The organism is Streptomyces sp. NPDC004435 (genome assembly GCF_042873895.1).
GTDB lineage: Bacteria > Actinomycetota > Actinomycetes > Streptomycetales > Streptomycetaceae > Streptomyces.
Genome location: NZ_JBIAMB010000023.1, coordinates 48,921 through 66,853, shown reverse-complemented (window position 1 = coordinate 66,853; position 17,933 = coordinate 48,921). Strand labels below are relative to the sequence as shown.

The 17,933-nt window shown below is 74.2% G+C and carries 17 protein-coding genes; 5 read left to right on the top strand and 12 right to left on the bottom strand.

Annotated elements, in window-relative coordinates:
• Nucleotides 1-150 precede the first annotated feature (150 nt).
• Complete coding sequence (locus tag ACFYT9_RS32610; protein ID WP_387278626.1) at nucleotides 151-858, top strand: DUF5995 family protein; 708 nt, start codon at nucleotides 151-153, stop codon at nucleotides 856-858.
• A gap of 13 nt (nucleotides 859-871) precedes the next feature.
• Here ACFYT9_RS32610 and ACFYT9_RS32605 read toward each other — a convergent pair whose 3' ends face one another.
• Nucleotides 872-2,572, bottom strand: coding sequence for a flavin monoamine oxidase family protein (locus ACFYT9_RS32605; RefSeq protein WP_387278628.1), 1,701 nt, complete (start codon nucleotides 2,570-2,572; stop codon nucleotides 872-874).
• Between the two features lie 62 nt (nucleotides 2,573-2,634).
• Complete coding sequence (locus ACFYT9_RS32600; protein WP_376604125.1) at nucleotides 2,635-3,441, bottom strand: carbon-nitrogen hydrolase family protein; 807 nt, start codon at nucleotides 3,439-3,441, stop codon at nucleotides 2,635-2,637.
• A 285-nt stretch (nucleotides 3,442-3,726) separates the two neighbouring features.
• Here ACFYT9_RS32600 and ACFYT9_RS32595 point away from each other — a divergent pair, with 285 nt between their 5' ends.
• Entirely contained in the window at nucleotides 3,727-4,323 is a 597-nt protein-coding gene (locus ACFYT9_RS32595) for a Repetin (RefSeq protein WP_389169377.1), read from the top strand.
• 4 nt (nucleotides 4,324-4,327) lie between these two features.
• Here the strand turns inward: ACFYT9_RS32595 and ACFYT9_RS32590 are convergent, their stop codons facing one another.
• Both ACFYT9_RS32590 and ACFYT9_RS32585 read right to left on the bottom strand, forming a co-directional pair.
• A complete protein-coding gene (locus ACFYT9_RS32590; protein ID WP_362371903.1) occupies nucleotides 4,328-4,783 on the bottom strand; it encodes an Lrp/AsnC family transcriptional regulator in 456 nt (151 codons plus the stop codon).
• Between the two features lie 10 nt (nucleotides 4,784-4,793).
• Nucleotides 4,794-6,260: an amino acid permease gene (locus ACFYT9_RS32585; RefSeq protein ID WP_389169375.1), complete on the bottom strand. Its 1,467-nt coding sequence runs from the start codon at nucleotides 6,258-6,260 to the stop codon at nucleotides 4,794-4,796.
• A gap of 345 nt (nucleotides 6,261-6,605) precedes the next feature.
• On the opposite strand from ACFYT9_RS32585, the gene ACFYT9_RS32580 reads away from it, so the two are divergent.
• Entirely contained in the window at nucleotides 6,606-7,601 is a 996-nt protein-coding gene (locus tag ACFYT9_RS32580) for a GDSL-type esterase/lipase family protein (RefSeq protein ID WP_389169373.1), read from the top strand.
• 81 nt (nucleotides 7,602-7,682) lie between these two features.
• On the opposite strand, the gene ACFYT9_RS32575 is transcribed toward ACFYT9_RS32580, so the two are convergent.
• The 6 genes from ACFYT9_RS32575 to ACFYT9_RS32550 all read right to left on the bottom strand — a co-directional run bounded on the left by ACFYT9_RS32575 (nucleotide 7,683) and on the right by ACFYT9_RS32550 (nucleotide 13,499).
• Entirely contained in the window at nucleotides 7,683-9,125 is a 1,443-nt protein-coding gene (locus ACFYT9_RS32575) for a GuaB1 family IMP dehydrogenase-related protein (protein ID WP_376605776.1), read from the bottom strand.
• A gap of 65 nt (nucleotides 9,126-9,190) precedes the next feature.
• Nucleotides 9,191-9,559: a barstar family protein gene (locus tag ACFYT9_RS32570; protein ID WP_376605778.1), complete on the bottom strand. Its 369-nt coding sequence runs from the start codon at nucleotides 9,557-9,559 to the stop codon at nucleotides 9,191-9,193.
• On the bottom strand, nucleotides 9,546-10,004 hold the full coding sequence (locus ACFYT9_RS32565; RefSeq protein WP_389169371.1) for a ribonuclease domain-containing protein: 459 nt from the start codon (nucleotides 10,002-10,004) through the stop codon (nucleotides 9,546-9,548). Before ACFYT9_RS32565 ends, ACFYT9_RS32570 begins: the two co-directional genes overlap by 14 nt.
• Nucleotides 10,005-10,126: 122 nt before the next feature.
• Nucleotides 10,127-11,185 carry a sugar-binding transcriptional regulator gene (locus ACFYT9_RS32560; protein ID WP_387277815.1) on the bottom strand — a complete coding sequence of 353 codons (1,059 nt, stop codon included), beginning with the start codon at nucleotides 11,183-11,185 and terminating at the stop codon, nucleotides 10,127-10,129.
• 121 nt (nucleotides 11,186-11,306) lie between these two features.
• Nucleotides 11,307-11,990 (bottom strand): ribulose-phosphate 3-epimerase, encoded by a 684-nt coding sequence (gene rpe / locus ACFYT9_RS32555; protein ID WP_376604047.1) that lies wholly within the window; start codon nucleotides 11,988-11,990, stop codon nucleotides 11,307-11,309.
• A gap of 96 nt (nucleotides 11,991-12,086) precedes the next feature.
• The gene (locus ACFYT9_RS32550) at nucleotides 12,087-13,499 is read right to left on the bottom strand and encodes an RsmB/NOP family class I SAM-dependent RNA methyltransferase (RefSeq protein WP_389169369.1); all 1,413 of its coding nucleotides are present in this window, start codon (nucleotides 13,497-13,499) and stop codon (nucleotides 12,087-12,089) included.
• A gap of 136 nt (nucleotides 13,500-13,635) precedes the next feature.
• Between ACFYT9_RS32550 and ACFYT9_RS32545 the strand changes: the two genes are divergently transcribed.
• A complete protein-coding gene (locus ACFYT9_RS32545; RefSeq protein WP_389169367.1) occupies nucleotides 13,636-13,956 on the top strand; it encodes a hypothetical protein in 321 nt (106 codons plus the stop codon).
• Between the two features lie 40 nt (nucleotides 13,957-13,996).
• Here the strand turns inward: ACFYT9_RS32545 and fmt are convergent, their stop codons facing one another.
• Nucleotides 13,997-14,929, bottom strand: a complete 933-nt coding sequence (gene fmt, locus ACFYT9_RS32540) for a methionyl-tRNA formyltransferase (RefSeq protein WP_389169365.1) — start codon at nucleotides 14,927-14,929, stop codon at nucleotides 13,997-13,999.
• A 266-nt stretch (nucleotides 14,930-15,195) separates the two neighbouring features.
• On the opposite strand from fmt, the gene ACFYT9_RS32535 reads away from it, so the two are divergent.
• Nucleotides 15,196-15,711 carry a hypothetical protein gene (locus tag ACFYT9_RS32535; protein WP_387277824.1) on the top strand — a complete coding sequence of 172 codons (516 nt, stop codon included), beginning with the start codon at nucleotides 15,196-15,198 and terminating at the stop codon, nucleotides 15,709-15,711.
• A gap of 71 nt (nucleotides 15,712-15,782) precedes the next feature.
• On the opposite strand, the gene ACFYT9_RS32530 is transcribed toward ACFYT9_RS32535, so the two are convergent.
• A complete protein-coding gene (locus tag ACFYT9_RS32530; protein WP_389169363.1) occupies nucleotides 15,783-17,912 on the bottom strand; it encodes a primosomal protein N' in 2,130 nt (709 codons plus the stop codon).
• Nucleotides 17,913-17,933 lie beyond the last annotated feature (21 nt).

Below are 17,933 nucleotides of genomic sequence, written 5' to 3'. Positions count from 1 at the left end.
AGAGACGATCGTACGAGAAACAGCCGCCCGAGAATCGACCGTACGAGAAGGACCCCGGCGACACGGCGAAGAGCCGAGGTATTCGCCCGTTCCGGCGAAGCCGGGCCCGGGAGGCTCCCTCCCGGGCCCCGCGCCTGGGAGTCTGCCCCCATGGCGCAGACCCAGTGGACGGATGAACGGATCGGGCAGTTCGTGGCGGTCGACCCCGTCGTGGACCGGATGCGGTCGCTGCGGGCGGCCTGGCACCCGGCCGACGGCGTCGCCGTCTTCAACCGGGTGTACCTCACCGTCACCGAGGAGATCGGCCACGCCCTCGCGGCGGGCGCCTTCGAGGACCGGCGCGCGGCCGCCACCCTGGACGTGCGGTTCGCCGAGCGGTATCTCGCCGCCGTCGACGCCCACACCTCCGGCGTCCCCGGGCCGGCCTGCTGGCGGCCCCTCTTCCACTACCGCCGCCACCCCGGAGTGACCCCGCTGCAGTTCGCGCTCGCCGGGATCAACGCCCACATCGGGCACGACCTGGCGCTCGCCGTGGTGGACGCCTGCTCCACGCTGGAGTGCGGTCCCGCGGACCTGGAGGACGAGTTCGACCGGGTCGGCGACGTCCTCGTCCTGCTGGAGGAGCGGATCCGCGAGGAACTGATGCCGGGCCCGGACCTCCTGGAGATCGCGGACCCGCTGACGCATCTGCTCGGCTGCTGGAGCCTGGACCGGGCCCGCGACGGGGCCTGGCTGGCCGCCCGCTCGCTGTGGCAGCTGCGGGCGATGCCCGGACTCGCGGGCGAGTTCACCGAGCGGCTCGACCGCTCGGTGGGCCTGGTGGGACGGATGCTGCTCACGCCCCTGGCCAGGCCCTGAGCGCCGTACGGACTCAGTCCTCCGGCAGCTCGACCGGGGCGATCTCGTCGTAGACGTCGCCCGGGCCCGGGTTGGTGCCGTCGGTCGCGCCACCGAAGTGGTGCATCACGCCCCACACCGCGTTGAGCGCCGTCTGCACCGCGCCCTCGGCCCAGCCGGCCGTCCACGAGATGTCGTCGCCCGCGAGGAAGATGCCCCGCTTGTCCTCGGGCAGGCGGTCCTGCATGAAGTGGGTGAAGAGGCGCCGCTGGTAGCGGTAGTGGCCCGGCAGGTTGGCCTTGAAGGCGCCCATGAAGTAGGGCTCGTTCTCCCAGGAGACCGTCACCGGGTTGCCGATGATGTGCTTCCGGATGTCGACCTTGGGGTAGATCTCGCCGAGCGACTTCAGCATGACCTCCATCCGCTCCTTCGCGGAGAGCGGCAGCCACTTCAGGCTGTCGTCGCACCACGTGTACGAGAGGCAGATGGTGGCCGGCTTGTCCGGGCCGTCGTCCAGGAGGTAGGTGCCGCGGGTCATCCGGTCGGTCAGCGTCATCGACATGACGTCCCGGCCGGTCTCCTCGTCCTTGTCCAGCCAGAACGGCCGGTCCACGGGGACGAAGAGCTTCGAGGACTCCATGTAGTGGGTGCGCTCGATCGCCGTCCAGTGGTCGATCGGGAAGAGCGAGTCGTCACAGGCGATCTTGGAGAGCAGCATCCACGACTGGGCGGTGAAGATCGCCGCCTGGTAGGTGCGGATGTCGCCGGAGGAGTCGGTGACGGTGATCCGGTTGCCCGCCGTGCGGTTCAGCCGGGTGACGGCCGGCTTCGGCAGGCCGCCGTCGTGCAGGGAGGCCAGCGAGGTGCCCTGCGCCCAGTGGATGATCTTCTCCGGCTCGCGCTCCCACAGGCGCAGCGGCAGCTGCTGCGAGCCGCCGACGATGCCGCGGTGGTGGTCGTCGGCCTCGGTGTAGACGACCCGGAGGATCTCCAGGATGGAGTTGGGGAAGTCGGTGTCCCAGCCGCCGGTGCCGAAGCCGACCTGGCCGAAGATCTCGCGGTGCCGGAAGGACTTGAACGCCTCGGACTCGCAGAGGAAGCCGTAGAAGGTCTGGTTGTCGAGCTTCTCGACCAGCTTCGCCCAGATCTCGCGGATCCGGGGGACGTCGCGCTCGCGCATCGCCCGGTTCATGTCGGAGAAGTCGGCGCCCTCGTCGAGGCACTTGTTCCAGGCGGCGGCGACGTCGCGGTAGACCTGCGGCAGGTCGTCGACGGTCTCGGCGTAGTGCGACTCGCCCTTGAGGTCGACGACGGTCGAGGGGGTGGCCTCGGCCAGCGGGTTCGGGAACGGCGAGGTCGTCAGGCCGACGAGGTCGATGTAGTGCTGGAGGGCGGTGGAGGAGGGCGGGAAGCGCATGGCGCCCATCTCCGCCGTCAGGCCCTCGGTCTCCGGCCCCTCGAAACCGACCGTGCGCAGCCGGCCGCCGATCTGGTCGGCCTCGTAGACGACGGGCTTGAGGCCCATCTTCATCAGCTCGTACGCGGCGATGATGCCGGACAGGCCGCCGCCGACGACCGCGACCTCGGTGCCGTGCTCGGTCGCGGGTATCTGGCCGAGGCCGGCCGGGTGCGCCAGGAAGTCGTCGTAGGCGTACGGGAAGTCCGGGCCGAACATGGTGATCGGCGGCTGCTGCTCGTCGGCGTGCTCGACGGCGTTGGGCACGGTGGACGTCATGGGGTACGGACTCCTTGCACGGGGGTGGGGCGGGAAGATCGAGGGGGCGCGGCGGGGACGGCTCAGACGAGCGAGCCGTACAGGCCCGGCCTGCGGTCGCGGAGGTACGGGTTCTCCGCGCGGGACGCCGCCAGGACGTCGGGGTCGACGTCGCCGAGGACGAGGTCGGCGCTCCGCCCGGCGCGGGTCCGTGCGGTGCCGTCGGGGCCCGCGAGCACCGAGAGGCCGACGAACTCGAAGTCGCCCTCGGCGCCGGCCCGGTTGGCGTAGGCGATGTACAGCTGGTTCTCGAAGGCGCGGACCGGGACCACGGACAGCGGCACGATCTCGGCGGGGTGCATCAGCGCGGTCGGCACGAGGAGGAGGTCCGTGCCGGCCAGCGCCTGCGCCCGGACGTTCTCGGGGAACTCGACGTCGTAGCAGATCATCAGGCCGACGGTGAGGTCGCCGATGCGGGCCTGGACCAGGGGCTCGTCGCCCGGGGTGAACCACTTCAGCTCGAAGTCGCCGAAGAGGTGGGTCTTGCGGTAGTGCGCGAGCGGCTCGCCGTCGGCGCCGAAGAGCGCGGCGGCGTTGTAGATCACGCCGTGCCGCTCGGCGTCGCGCTCCGGGTAGCCGTAGCCGACGGCCAGGCCGTGACGGGCGGCGATGGCGGCGACCTCGCGGGCGGAGGGGCCGTCGGCCGGCTCGGCCAGGCGGGCGATGTCGGCGCCGATCGCGTAGCCGGTGAGGAAGAGCTCGGGGGCGAGCAGCACGCCCGCCCCGGCGGCGGCGGCGCGGCCGGCCGCCTCGTCCAGGATCCGCAGGTTGGCGGTCACGTCACCGAGCCGGCCGGAGCTCTGGAGCAGGGCGGTGCGCAACGCGGGCATGGTGAGTCCTCGTGGGGGCGGAGGGGAGGGAGGGGGTCTCGGGGAGACGTTCAAAACGGTACGGTTCCGGGCGCTCCACGGACAAGACGGGACCGTTGCGGACCGACCGTCGAACCGTTGCGCGATGTACGACCCTGGCGGCGATTCGTTGCGCGGCCATCCGACCGTGGTCGTACGCGCCGCGCGACCGGCGGCGTACCCCCGGATCGTCCGCCGGCGCGACGACCCGGCGGGGCCCGGGCGGAAGAGTGGGGGACGTCCGATCGACCTGCCGGAAGGACCGCCGTGAACCGCCGTACGAAGATCGTCGCCGTCGCCGCCGCCCTGCTCGTCACCGCCGGGGCCGCCGGCTCCGCGACCGCCTCCGCCGGGGCCTCGGGCTCCCCGGCCGCCACCCTCGCCACCGCCGGGGAGGGCCGGGGCGGGGTGCCGCGCGAGGCCGCGGCACTGACCGGGTCCGCCTGGCTGGACCGCGACCCGGCCACCCGGCAGAAGGTGCGCTTCGCCTTCGACGCGCACCTGGCCCGGGCCGACCGCAACGATCCGCTCGCCGCGACCGGGACCTTCCGGTACGAGCACTCCGTCGGCGACGAGACCTTCACCGCCGTGGTGGAGGTCGACTGCCTCGCCACCGGCGGCCCCGTGGCGACCGTCACCGGGATCGTCCGGGAGACGAACGTGCCGGGGCTCGACGGGAAGCGCGTCGGGGTGTCGGTGCTCGACGACGGGAAGCGCGACCGGCTGGGCTACAGCTGGCTGGCCTCCACGCCGCAGACGGACGACGTGCCGCCGTGCAACGCCGCCGCCCCGCACGAGAAGGTCGTGCGGGGCGGCGGGGACTTCCGGGTGCTGCCGTGGGTCTACGACGGCATGGCGGACTAGCCCGTCAGGCGGGCGAGCCCGAGGAGAAGCGCCGCAGCAGCGGCGAGAGCACCAGGACGGACTTGGTGCGCTCGACGAAGGGCTCGCCCGCGATCCGCTCCAGCACGCGCTCGAAGTGGCGCATGTCGGAGGCGAAGACCTGGACGACGGCGTCCGCGTCACCGGTGACGGTCGACGCGGACACCACCTCCGGATACCGCTCCAGACCTCGCCGGATGTCGTCCGGCGAGGTGTTGTGGCGGCAGTAGATCTCGACGAACCCCTCCGTCTCCCAGCCGAGCGCCGCCGGATCCACCCGTACGGTGAAGCCGGTGATGGCGCCCTCGGCCCGGAGCCGGTCCACGCGCCGCTTCACGGCGGGCGCGGAGAGCCCGACGAGAGCGCCGATGTCGGCGTAGCTGCGGCGGGCGTCCTCCGCGAGGGCGTGGACGATGCGTTCGTCGAGGTCGTTGAGTCGCACTACGGGTGGATCACTTCTCTGCGTCGGTGGCCAGTCGGGAGCGGTGCATGCCGTACAGGAAGTAGAACACGAGGCCCACGGCCATCCAGGCACCGAAGTACGCCCAGGTGATCAGGTCGAGGCTGTACATGCTGTATCCGCAGCAGAGGAAGCCGAGGACGGCGAAGACCGGACCGAAGGGGACCTTGAAGGAGCGCTCCATGTCGGGGCGGGTGAAGCGGAGCACCACGACGGCGACGTTGACCAGGGCGAACGCGAAGAGCGTGCCGATGCTGGTGGCGTTGACCAGCTCGCCGAGCGGGACGACGGCCGCGAGGCCGCCGCAGAGCAGCGAGACGATGAGGGTGTTGGTGCGCGGGGTGCCGGTCTTCGCGTCGACCTTGCCGAAGACCTTGGGGACGAGGCCGTCGCGGGACATCGCGAAGAGGATGCGGGTCTGGCCGTAGAGGACGGTGAGGACGACGCTGGCGATGGAGATGACGGCGCCGGCGGCGAGCAGGGTGCCCCAGAAGCTCTGGCCGGTGACGTCGTTCATGATCGCGGCGAGGGTGGCGTCGGTGCCCGCGAACTTCTTCCAGTCCCAGGCGCCGACGGCGACGGCCGCGACGAGGACGTACAGCGCGGTCACGATGACGAGCGAGAGCATGATCGCCCGGGGCAGGTCGCGCTTGGGGTTCTTGGCCTCCTCGCCGGCCGTGGAGGCGGCGTCGAAGCCGATGTACGAGAAGAAGAGGATGGCCCCGGCGGCGCCGACGCTCCCGATGCCGAGCGGCATGAAGTCGGAGTAGTTGCCGGACTTGAAGCCCATGAAGCCGACGGCGCAGAAGAGCACCAGGGCGGCGATCTTCACCACGACCATGATCGTGTTCGCGCGGGCCGACTCCTTGGCACCGCCGAGCAGGAAGAGCATGGCGAGGACGACGACTATCAGCGCCGGCAGGTTGAAGTAGCCGCCGTCACCGGGCGGCGCGCTGAGCGCGTCCGGGAGCGTGACGCCGATCGTGCCGTCAAGCAGTTCGTTCAGGTACTCGCCCCAGCCGACGGCCACGGCGGCGACCGAGACGCCGTACTCCAGCATCAGGCACCAGCCGCACACCCAGGCGACGAGCTCGCCCAGCGTTGCGTACGCATACGAATAGGAGGAGCCCGCGACCGGGATGGTGCCGGCCAGCTCGGCGTACGAGAGGGCCGAGAAGAGCGCGGTGAGACCGGCGAAGACGAAGGCCAGCGTCACAGCCGGGCCGGCCTCGGGGACGGCCTCGCCGAGGACGACGAAGATGCCGGTACCGAGGGTGGCGCCGATGCTGATCATGGTCAGCTGCCACATGGAGAGCGAGCGGCGGAGGGTGCCGCCCTCGCCCTGCCCACCCTCCGCGACCAGGCGTTCCACCGGCTTGCGGCGGGTGAGGGAGGTCAGGAGGGTGGTCTTGCGGGCGGTCGGGGACTCGACCGGTGGGGCTGCGCCGTGGTCCAGCACTGCGGGGGGCTCCTTATCGCTGCCTGTCGGTACGACGGGGACCGCGACGGCCGCGTGCCGGGTCCGCGGGCATGCCGAAGCAGCCCACGGGGGCAGGAAGTCCGCCGAGCAGGCGGTCCCCGCCACTCCTGGTACGAGGGATGAGCCTAGCGCCCCGATTCGCATCCGTAATGCAGTGTTGTTGCGCAGTGGCAGATGATCATTGCGCACTTGGGGCGCGGACGGGGAAACATTGCGCGCCCCCGCATGAATCGACACATCGGGGGCGGTGAGGAGTGCGGTGCGCGTGCCTTGACTCCTCGATCCCCGTGGACCACCCTGCACGCGGCCGACCGGAGGTGCACAGTGAGCTGGCTGGAGCCCGAACCCTTTCTGCGCGGCACGGCCTGGCGGGACGGCGACCGGCCGGTCCGGGCCGACCCCGCCGACCTGGCACGCCTGCCGTGGGACATCGCGGAGCGGGCGGCGCTGCCGATCGGGGTGCGGGTCGAGTTCCGCGCCGCGCCCGGCACGACGGCGGTGGAGCTGCGCTACCGGGCGGCCGTGCCGCCGGCCGACGACGAACTGCGGTCGCTGCGGCACGCGTTCGAGCTCTGGCGGGGCCGGCGGTGGATCGCCGAGGTCTTCGCGGAGCCGGCGGCGGAGGCCGTGGTGCGGCTCCGGCTCCCGCCGGGCGGCGGAGAGTTCACCGTCCACCTGCCGGAGGGCCAGGCGCCCGTCGTGCGCGCCCTGCGCGCCGTGGACGGGGCCCTCTCCCCCGCCCCGCCGCGGCCCCGCTGGCTGGTCCAGGGCGACTCGATCACCGAGGGCTGGTGGTCCACCCGGCCCGCCCGCTCCTGGCCCTCCGTCGCGGGCCGCGCGCTGGGCCTCGATCCCGTCAACCTCGGCTACGCCGGCGGGGCGCGCGGCGAGCTCCCCCTGGCGGAGCAGCTGTCCCGGCTCCCGGGCGAGCTGATCACTCTCGCGTTCGGCACCAACTGCTGGGACCGGGCGCCGGCCACCCCGGAGTGGCTGCACGCCACCGTGCGGGCCTATGTGGGCCTGATCCGGCGGGGCCACCCCCGTACGCCGCTGCTCCTCGTCTCCCCGGTGCTCCGTCCCGCCGCCGAGCACACCCGCAACGCCCTCGGCGCGACCCTCACCGAGCTGCGGCGGGCCATGGAGTGCGCGGTCCGCGACCTCGCGGCGGCCGATCCCCGCCTCCTGCTGCTCCCCGGGCGTCCGCTGCTCGGCCCGGAGCACCTGGCCGACGGCCTCCATCCGAACGACGAGGGGCACGCCCGGATGGCGGGGGCGGTGGCGGCGGCGCTGGGGGCCGCGCGGGCAGTGCCGCGCGCCTGACCCCACGGCCCCGCCGGGAGACGCCGAGAGCCCCCGGGAGCGGCGCTCCCGGGGGCTCTCTCTCACGCGTGCGGCGAGGGGTCAGCTCCAGCTGGCGTGCAGCGGCTTGCCCTCGGCGTAGCCGGCGGCGGACTGGATGCCCACGACGGCCTTCTCCTCGAACTCGGCGAGCGAGCCCGCACCGGCGTAGGTGCAGGAGGAGCGGACACCGGCGATGATCGAGTCAATCAGGTCCTCGACGCCGGGGCGCTGCGGGTCGAGGAACATCCGCGAAGTCGAGATGCCCTCCTCGAAGAGCGCCTTGCGGGCGCGGTCGTAGGAGGACTCGTCCGAGGTGCGGTTGCGCACGGCACGGGCGGACGCCATGCCGAAGGACTCCTTGTAGGCGCGGCCCTGGGCGTCCTCGTGGAGGTCGCCGGGGGACTCGTACGTCCCGGCGAACCAGGAGCCGATCATCACGTTGGACGCGCCGGCGGCGAGCGCCATGGCGACGTCGCGCGGGTGCCGGACGCCGCCGTCGGCCCAGACGTGCTTGCCGTACTTCTTCGCCTCGGCGGCGCACTCCAGGACGGCCGAGAACTGCGGGCGGCCGACACCGGTCATCATGCGGGTGGTGCACATGGCGCCGGGGCCCACGCCGACCTTGATGATGTCGGCGCCGGCCTCGATGAGGTCCTTGACGCCCTCGGCGGCGACGATGTTGCCGGCGACGATCGGGACCTGCGGGTCGAGCGCCCGGACGGTCCGGATGGCGGAGATCATCGACTCCTGGTGCCCGTGGGCGGTGTCGATGACGAGGGTGTCGACGCCCGCGTCGAGCAGCTGCTTGGCCTTGCCGGCCACGTCGCCGTTGATGCCGACGGCGGCGGCGATCCGCAGCCGGCCGTTCGCGTCCACGGCCGGGGTGTACAGGGTGGCGCGCAGGGCGCCCTTGCGGGTGAGGATGCCGACCAGCTTGCCGTCCGCGTCGACCGCGGGGGCGTAGCGGCGGTTGGCGCCGTCGAGGGTATTGAAGGCCTCGCGGGGGTCGATGTCCGCGTCCAGCAGGAGGAGGTCCTTGGACATGACCTCGGAGAGCTGGGTGAAGCGGTCGACGCCGCTGAGGTCGGCGTCGGTGACGACGCCGACGGGACGGCGGTGCTCGTCGACGACGACACCGGCGTCGTGGGCCCGCTTGGGCAGCAGGGCGAGGGCGTCGGCGACGGTCTGGTGGGGCTCCAGCACGATGGGGGTGTCGAGGACCAGGTGGCGGCCCTTCACCCAGGAGATGACCTCGGTGACGACCTCGATCGGGATGTCCTGGGGGATGACGACGAGGCCGCCCCGGCGGGCGACGGTCTCGGCCATGCGGCGGCCGGCGATCGCGGTCATGTTGGCGACGACCAGCGGGATCGTCGTGCCGGTGCCGTCCGGCGCGGAGAGGTCCACGGCCTGTCGGGAGCCGACGGCCGACCGGCTCGGCACCATGAACACATCGTCGTACGTGAGGTCGTACGGCGGCTTGACGTCATTGAGGAAACGCACGTGCTGACATCCCAGTCGTTCGGATCGGCCCCTAGGCATTTCAGCCAGGGGAAAAAGCACGTAGTTCATTCTCCCACGTCGGAGGCGTGGGACGGTGCGGTCGGATCGTCCGAGCCTTGCGTGGTGTCGCTTGTGCGATCCTCCCAACCACCGAGCGAGAGGAGGACCGCGAGACCCTGACGGCTGGTGGCGGCAGCCGCGGAGAAGACCTCCTGCGCGACGGCCCAGTCGTCCGGTTCGGCCTCGGCATAAGCGTGCCAGCCGGTCACCACGATCGCCATGGGTTCGCGCAGATCGGCGAGGGAGTCGGCGAGGGCGTCCCAGTTGCGCCCGAAGCGGACGGGCAACGGCAGGGTCCGGACGCAGCGGTCCATGAAGGCGGTCTTGTCGGTGACCCCGCGCAGGTCGAGGACGACGGCGTCATCGAGTGCCATCCGGGACCACCTCCCGGAAGCTCTCGTAGTGGTCGTCGGTGTAGTACCTCTCCCCCGCTCCGCCGGTGACGACGCGGCGGGCCCCGCGGTCGCGCTCGCCGGGGGTGCGGACGGTGTACTCGTGGTAGTAGCCGCGCTTCCGGAGCGGCAGGATCCGCTCGAAGTTGGAGAAGACGACGCCGTCCCTGGCGTACGGGAAGGGCCCGCCGGCACGGATCAGCGCGAGGGTCTCCCGTGCCTCGGGCGGCAGCTCCGCCTCGCGCACGGTGGGCAGTCCCGAGGCGCGCGAGGCGGTGGCGGCGGACGGGGCGGGGGCGGCCGTCGCGGTGGTACGGGACGGGGCGGCGGTGGCGGTGGAGGTGCCCGTCCCGGCGGAGCAGCCGGTCAGGAGCAGGGAGAGACCGGCCAGGACGGCGAGACCCAGCCGGACGCAGCGAGCGATCATGCCCCGATGCTGTCACCGCCCGCCGGGGCCCGCCCCCGGACGCGCCCGGGCGGACGGAAGGGCGCCGGCCGTGTGCACGGCCGGCGCCCTTCCGGTGCCTTCTCGGATCTCCGCGGCGCCCGTCAGCGTCCGTCGGTGCCCGTGTCCGGGTCCTTGCGGTCGAGGGCCGGGCGCGGGCCGGGGCTGGACTCGGTGAGCAGGTGGTCGGCGGCCGAGCGGTCGGTGACCAGGCTGGTGACGAGGCCGGAGCGGAGCACCGCGCCGATCGCCGCCGCCTTGCGCTGGCCGCCCGCGATCGCGACGACCTCGGGGATCCGGCGCAGCCGGTCCGCCTCGACGGTGATGCACCGCTCGCCCAGGTCGCGCCCGACCCGGCGGCCCTCGGCGTCGAAGAGGTGCGCGGACATCTCGGCGGCCACGCCCAGGGAGGCGTAGTGGGCGCGCTCCTCCTCGGAGAGCATGTCGTGGACGGTGGAGATGCCCGGCTCCCAGGACCCGATGGAGACGCAGGCGACGGTGACCTTGTCGAAGTACTCGAAGGCCCGGGCGATGCCGGTCTGGCTGCGCAGGGCGGCGGCCGTGGCCGGGTCCGGCAGCAGCATGGGGGCGTAGATGGGGTGGGCCTCGCCGCCGGAGACCTGGGCGGCGCGCCGGACCGCCTCGACCGAGCCGCGCTCGGCGGTCCCGGCGTCGTACACGCCGGTGAGCTGGACGACCGTGCACGGGGGCAGCCGGTCGAGCGCGGCGGCCATGTGGATGGTCGACCGGCCCCAGGCCAGGCCGAGGACGTCGCCCTCGGTGACCAGCTCGCCGAGCAGGTCGGCCGCGACCTCGCCGAGGTTCTCCGGATCGGGCGACTCGTCGTCCTCCGCCGGGGACTCGACGACGACCGCGTGCCGGAGCCCGTAGCGGGCGCGCAGCGCGTCGGAGCGTTCGGCGTCCAGCTCGGCCGGTACCCGGATCTCGATGCGTACGAGATCCCGCTCCAGAGCGGTCTCCAGGACCCGGGCCACCTTGAAGCGGCTCACGCCGAACTCCTCGGCGATCTGGATCTTGGACTTCCCCTCCAGGTAGAAGCGGCGCGCCATGGCCGCCGCCTGCACCAGCTCCGCGGGGCCCATCCGCAGGGCTGATCGTCCCGCCGACATTCCCGCCACCGCGATCTCCTCACTGCTGTTCACGCACCGCTGTCCACGATCCGTGTTCGTTCACACTCTGGACCCGCTGTTCATCCTGTCAGAAACGGCGGGCCTTGATCAGTCCTGTCGGCGGCCCGTCGGACCGCGTTCACCGGCCGGAGGCTCAGTGGCCACATGCCCACGCGGCACCGGCCGTGGCGGCGTCCGCCCTGTCCCGCAGCGCGGCCACCGCGGCGGCCGGGTCGGCCGCCCCGTAGACCGCCGAGCCGGCCACGAAGACGTCGGCGCCCGCCTCGGCGCAGCGCTCGATGGTCGCCTCGGAGACGCCGCCGTCGACCTGGAGCCACAGCTCCAGACCGTGCTTGGCGATCAGCTCGCGGGTGCGGCGGATCTTGGGAAGCATGATGTCGAGGAACGCCTGGCCGCCGAAGCCGGGCTCCACGGTCATGATGAGCAGCATGTCGAGCTCGGGGAGCAGGTCCTCGAAGGGCTCGATGGGGGTGGCCGGCCTGAGCGCCATGGAGGCCCGGGCGCCCTTGGCGCGGATCTCCCGGGCGAGCCGGACCGGGGCGGCGGCGGCCTCGACGTGGAAGGTGACCGAGCCCGCGCCCGCCTCCACGTACTGCGGCGCCCAGCGGTCCGGGTCCTCGATCATCAGGTGGCAGTCGAGGGGGGTGGCGGTCGCGCGGCTCAGCGACTCGACGATCGGCACGCCCAGCGTCAGATTGGGCACGAAGTGGTTGTCCATGACGTCGACGTGCAGCCAGTCGGCGCCGTCGACGGCCTTGGCCTCGTCCGCGAGGCGGGCGAAGTCTGCGGAGAGGATGCTGGGATTGATCTGCGCCATGTGCCAAGCCTGCCACGTTCTCGGGGACTTCTTCGCCGCGAACCGGTCCGGGTTCGATCCGGCGCCGGACGTACTGGTACGTACCAGCGGAAACCGTCAGGCGGTCCGGCGGATCAGCGCCAGATACATGGCGTCCGTACCGTGCAGATGCGGCCACAGCTGGACGTCGGGGCCGTCCCCGAGGCGGTCGACGCCCGGGAAGAGGGGCCGGGCGTCGATCAGTTCGGCGCCGCCGGTCTTCTTCAGGACGTCGTCCACCACGACCCGGGTCTCGGCGAGGTGCGGCGAGCAGGTCGCGTAGCCGACGACCCCGCCGACCCGGACCGCCCGCAGCGCCTCGGTGAGCAGCCCGCGCTGGAGCGGTCCGAAGCCGTCGAGGTCCTCGGGGCGGCGGCGCCAGCGGGCCTCGGGGCGGCGGCGCAGGGCGCCGAGACCCGAGCAGGGCACGTCGACCAGCACCCGGTCGAAGGAGCCCTCGCGCCACGGCGGGCGGGTGCCGTCGGCGGCGATGACCTGGTACGGGCCCGGGTTGCCGGCGAGCGCGCGCTCGACGAGCCGGGCGCGGTGCGGCTGCTTCTCGGAGGCGAGCAGGGCGGCGCCGCGCTCGGCGGCCAGCGCGCCGAGGAGCGCGGCCTTGCCGCCGGGGCCCGCGCAGCCGTCGAGCCAGCGGGCGTCGGGGCCGTCCAGCGGCGCGTTCGCCAGGGCGATCGCGACGAGCTGGCTGCCCTCGTCCTGGACGCCGGCGCGGCCGTCCCGGACGGCCTCCAGGGCGCCGGGCTCGCCGCCCTCGGTGAGCCGCAGGGCGTACGGGGACCAGCGTCCGGGCTCGGTCTCGGCGGCCTCCGCCAGCTCCTCGACGCCGACCCGGCCGGGCCGGGCGACGAGGGTGACCTCGGGCCGCTCGTTGTCCGCCTCCAGGAGCGCCTCGATGCCGGCGCGGCCGCCGCCGAGGGCGTCCCAGAGCGCGGAGACCACCCAGCGGGGGTGGGAGTGGACGACGGCGAGGTGGTCCTCGGCGTCCTTCTCGTACGGCGGGGCGACCTCGGCCACCCAGGCGTCGAGGTCCTGGCGCGTGATCTTCCGCAGCACGGCGTTGACGAACTTGGCGCGCCCCTCGCCCAGCACGGCGCGGGCCAGCTCGACGGTGGCGGAGACGGCGGCGTGCGGCGGGATCCGCGTCCCGAGCAGCTGGTGCGCGCCGAGCGACAGCACGTCGAGGACCGGCGGGTCGACCTCGCGCAGCGGCCGGTCGACGCAGGCCGCGATGATCGCGTCGTACGTGCCCTGGCGCCGCAGCGTCCCGTAGACCAGCTCGGTCGCGAGCGCCGCGTCGCGGGCCTCGAAGCCCTCCTTCTCGCGGGCCTTCCGCAGCAGCGGCGGCAGCACGAGGTTGGCGTACGCGTCCCGCTCGTCGACCGCCCGCAGCACCTCGAAGGCGAGCATCCGCACGGGGTCCTTCTTGGGCCGGCGGTGGGGCTTGGGGGGACGGCGACGTGCCTGCTCGCTCAAAGGTGCTCCGCGTGACGAAATGAAGGGGTCGAACCTCCCCAGCCTACGTCGCCGGCGGTGCGGCGGGGTCCGGCGGTCCCGGTGCGGGGTCCGGAGCGTGTTGCCCCCGGCTCGGGCCCGGGCCGATCATGCGGGGATGAGAACCGACGTGCGGACCTTCGTCGACGAGGGCGCCCTGCCCGACCAGGAGGCGGACGAGGAGGAGATCGCACGCCGCGAGCGGCAGCTCCTGGCGATCGCGCGCCCGGTCACGGCCGAGGAGGCCGCGGCGCTCGCCGGCTGTTTCGGCCCCGACGACTGCTACGGCCTCGCGTGGTCCCTCGTCCACCTCGTCGAGACCGCGCCGGTCCCGCCCCCGGTCGTGCCGCGCCCCGGCCCGGACGCCTCCTGGTGGGCCGAGACGCTCTGGCGCCGGTGGGGCGACTCCGGGGAGGCCGACGCGGAACCCGACGGCTGAGAAGCCGACGCGGTACCCGACGGCTGAGAGGCCGACGGCGTCACGCGCCCAGCCGCTCCCCGGGGGCGATGCGGACGCCGCGGGCCCAGTCCGCCGCCTTCATGGGCTTCTTGCCCTGGGGCTGGACCCAGAGGAGTTCGACGGCGTACGAGCCGGTGCCCGCGTGCACGTTGTTCTTGCCGGCCGCGAGCTCGCCCGCGGCGAGGTCGGTGCGCTCGGGGACCGGGGCGACCTGGATGAGCTTGAGGCGCTCGCCGCGGAAGAGGGTCCAGGCACCGGGAGCAGGGGTGCAGCCGCGGACGACCCGGTCGACGCGCAGGGCCGGGGCGGCGAAGTCGACGTGGGCGTCCTCGACCTCGATCTTGGGGGCGAGGGTGATGCCGTCGGCGGACTGCGGGACGGCCTTGAGGGCGCCGTCCTCGATGCCGTCCATGGTGGCCGCGAGCAGACCCGCGCCCGCGAAGGCGAGGCGGGTGAGGAGGTCGCCGCTGGTGTCGGTGGGGCGGATCTCCTCGGTGATCACGCCGTAGACCGGACCGGAGTCGAGGCCCTTCTCGATCTGGAAGGTGCTGGCCCCGGTCACCTCGTCGCCCGCCATCAGCGCGTGCTGGACGGGAGCCGCGCCGCGCCAGGCCGGCAGCAGGGAGAAGTGCAGGTTGACCCAGCCGTGGGCCGGGATGTCGAGGGCCTTCTGCGGCAGCAGCGCCCCGTAGGCGACGACCGGGCAGCAGTCCGGGGCGATCTCGCGGAGCCGGGCGAGGAAGTCCTCGTCACGCGGGTGGGCCGGCCGCAGGATCTCGATCCCCGCCTCCTCGGCCCGCTGCGCGACCGGGCTGGCCACCAGGCGCCGTCCGCGGCCCGCGGGCGCGTCCGGCCGGGTGACCACGGCGGCGACCTCGTGGCGGCCGGAGGCGAGCAGGGCGTCCAGGGCGGGGACGGCGACCTCGGGGGTGCCTGCGAAGACGAGCTTCATGGGTGGCGACTGCCTGTCTGTCCGGGGGCTTTGCGGGCGACGCACCAGTCTAGGTCGTGTCCCCCCGCTCCCGCCGGGCCGGGCCGGATCGGGCGGCTCCGGCCGGGAGGGGGCGTACGCGACGGCGAGCGCCCCGCGCATATGCGTGTACGCCCCCGCAGCGTGACCCAAGTCCCGGTGGCGCGTTGGTCAAGAGAGATTGACCGTATCGGGCCGCCGTCCCCCCTGCGGCCCGCCCTTCCATCGCCGGTTCGAGAGGCTCATCCATGGCCGACCACGCAACCCACGACGCCCAAGCCCGGGCGAGTCTGCACCTGTTGGTGCGGGACATCGAGCGGGTCCGGCGGCAGGTGGACGCACTGCGCACGCTCACGGCCCAGCTGGGCAATGTCTACCGCCCGCGCCGCTCCGGCCCGTCCACGGGCTTCGTCGTCTACGGCCGCGCGCCCGCCCCCACCGTACGGCTCGCCCAGGAGCTCCGCGACAGCGTCGAGACCCTGGTGACCGCCGCCGTCGAGTTCGACCGCTCCCTCGGCTTCTCCTGGGACGCCGTCGGCTCCGCGCTCGGGGTGACCAAGCAGGCCGTCCACCGGCGCTACGGCGCCCGCCGGGCACCCGCGCAGCCCGTCGTGGAGCCGGAGCACGGCGCCGAGCCGGGTGTCGCCCGGCCCCTTCCGTCGGTGCCGGCCGCCCGCTCCATGCCGCCGCAGCCGACCTCGGGGAGCGCCACCCTCCGCGACGAGCCCCGCTCGCCCGCCTTCCCCAGCCCGCGCAACGGCTGACCTCGCGGAGCCGACGGCCGGCCGCCACCCCCTGGCCGAAGGGGGCGGCGGCCGTCGTCGTGTCCGGGCCCTCAGCCGATGTCGGGCGGGTCCACCCGGATCCGGACGGTGTCGCCGGTGCCCCGGGCCTGGCGGCTCGCCCGGGCGTGCTTGAGGGCCTGGGCGAGCGCCGCGCCACTGCCGGGCGGGACCCGGACCAGGGCGCGGTCCCACCGCTCGCCGGGCGGCGGCTCGCCGGGCCGGCGCGCGGACCCGGGGCGGACCACCGGCAGCGGCACCGGGCCCAGGACCTCGGCGTCCATGGGCAGCGCGGCCGCCGCCAGGAAGGTCTCCACCGACTCCGGCGGCCCGCTGACCGCGGCCATCCGGGAGACCGGCGGGAAGCCCAGCTCGGCGCGCTCGGCCAGCTCCCGCTGCGCGTGCCCGACCGGGTCCCAGCGGACGAGCGCCTGCACGGGCCGGAGCGTCGGCTCGGCGACCACCACCACGGTGCCGCCCTCGGCCTGGCCCCGCACCAGCGAGGCCGCGTCCATCCAGCGCCGCAGCGCCTCCTCGCCGGCCCGCAGGTCGGGGCGGCCGAGCAGCGCCCAGCCGTCGAGCAGCAGCGCCGCCGCGTAGCCGCCGTCGGCGACCGGTTCGGCGCCGGGGGTGGAGACGACGAGGGCGGGCCGGTCCGGTACCCGGTCCAGGACGTGGTCGCGCCCCGAGGTCCGTACGGGCACGGCGGGGAAGGCCCGGCCCAGCTCCTCCGCGGTCCTGCGGGCGCCGACGACCTGGGCGCGCAGCCGGGTGGAGCCGCACGCCTCGCAGTGCCAGGCGGGTGCCTCCCGCCCGCACCAGGCGCAGTGCAGCTCCCGCTGGTCGGGTGCCTCCAGCGGCCCGGCGCACTGCCGGCAGCGGGCGGGCGTCCGGCACTGCTGGCAGGCGAGCCGGGGCACGTACCCCCGGCGGGGCACCTGGATGAGGACCGGCCCGCTGCGCAGCCCGTCCCGGAGGGTCTCCCAGGCGAGCGAGGGCAGCCGGGCGGCCCGGGCGGCCCCGTCCCGGGCGAGCAGGTCGTCGCCGACGGTACGGACGAGGGGCGCGGCCCTGCGGACCTGTTCACGGTTCGCGGCGAGCGGCCGGGCCCAGCCGGACTCGACGAGCTGGGCGGCCTCCACGGTGCACCCGGTGGAGCCGAGCAGAAAGGCGCACCGGTCGTGGGCGGCGCGCAGCAGCAGCACCTCGCGGGCGTGCGGCTGGGGGGCGTGCGGGTCGCTGTGGCTGCCGTCGCCGTCGTCCCAGAGGACGACGAGGCCGAGCTCCCTGACCGGGGCGAACATGGCGGCGCGGGTGCCGACGACGGCCCGTACGGAGCCGCGCCGGACGGCGAGCCACTGCCCGTACCGCTTCTCGGGCCCGGCCTCGGCGGTGAGCACCGCGTGCCGCCCCTCCCCGAGGACGGCGGTGAGCGCCGCGTCGACCCGCCCGACGGCCCGGCCGTCGGGGACGACCACGAGGGCGCCGCGCCCGGAGGCGAGGGCGGCGGCGACGGCGCGGGCGATCTCCTCGGCCCAGTACGGCCCCGGCAGCGCCGTCCAGACGGCCCGCGGACTCCCGCCGCGGGCCAGCGACTCCAGGAACGCGGCCCCCTGCTCGTACCGCCCCCAGGTGCCCGGCGCCGGCGGCGCGGGCGGCGGCAGCGGCGCGGGCGAGGGTCGCCCCTCGGCGGCGGCGCTGCGCGGCGGCACGGCGAGCTGGAGCACGTCGGCGAGGCTGCCCGCGTACCGGTCGGCGACGGCCCGCGCGAGCGCCAGCAGCTCGGGCCCGAGCACCGGCTCCGGCGACACCACGTCGGCGAGGGCGGCGAGCGGCCCGGAGTAGTCGGACGCGGCCCGCCGCTCGACGAGGAACCCGTCGATCAGCCGCCCGCCCTCGCGCCGCCCGCCCCGCACCTGCCCGGCCCCGGCCCCGAACCGCACCCGCACCCGCACCCCCGGCTGCGCGGCGGCGTCGAGCTCCTCGGGCACGGCGTAGTCGAAGAACTGGTCGAGATGCAGCGCCCCCTTGTTCACCACCACCCGGGCCACCGGCAGCTCCTTCGCGAGCGCGGCGTCCCGCCACGTCCGCGGCTTCGCCCGCGGCACCTTCGCCTTCCGCACGGTCTCCCGGATGAGCGCGAGCTGCTCGGGCCCCTCGGGATTCTCCTTCTCGCTGCTCACAGCCTCATACCTACCAGACGG

Bases quoted from the DNA above. Each gene is read 5' to 3' on its own strand.
- ACFYT9_RS32610 (WP_387278626.1), top strand. From the start codon at position 151: ATGGCGCAGACCCAGTGGACGGATGAACGGATCGGGCAGTTCGTGGCG.
- ACFYT9_RS32605 (WP_387278628.1), bottom strand. From the start codon at position 2,572: ATGACGTCCACCGTGCCCAACGCCGTCGAGCACGCCGACGAGCAGCAG.
- ACFYT9_RS32600 (WP_376604125.1), bottom strand. From the start codon at position 3,441: ATGCCCGCGTTGCGCACCGCCCTGCTCCAGAGCTCCGGCCGGCTCGGT.
- ACFYT9_RS32570 (WP_376605778.1), bottom strand. From the start codon at position 9,559: ATGGCACTCGATGACGCCGTCGTCCTCGACCTGCGCGGGGTCACCGAC.
- ACFYT9_RS32565 (WP_389169371.1), bottom strand. From the start codon at position 10,004: ATGATCGCTCGCTGCGTCCGGCTGGGTCTCGCCGTCCTGGCCGGTCTC.
- rpe (WP_376604047.1), bottom strand. From the start codon at position 11,990: ATGGCGCAGATCAATCCCAGCATCCTCTCCGCAGACTTCGCCCGCCTC.
- ACFYT9_RS32545 (WP_389169367.1), top strand. From the start codon at position 13,636: ATGAGAACCGACGTGCGGACCTTCGTCGACGAGGGCGCCCTGCCCGAC.
- fmt (WP_389169365.1), bottom strand. From the start codon at position 14,929: ATGAAGCTCGTCTTCGCAGGCACCCCCGAGGTCGCCGTCCCCGCCCTG.
- ACFYT9_RS32535 (WP_387277824.1), top strand. From the start codon at position 15,196: ATGGCCGACCACGCAACCCACGACGCCCAAGCCCGGGCGAGTCTGCAC.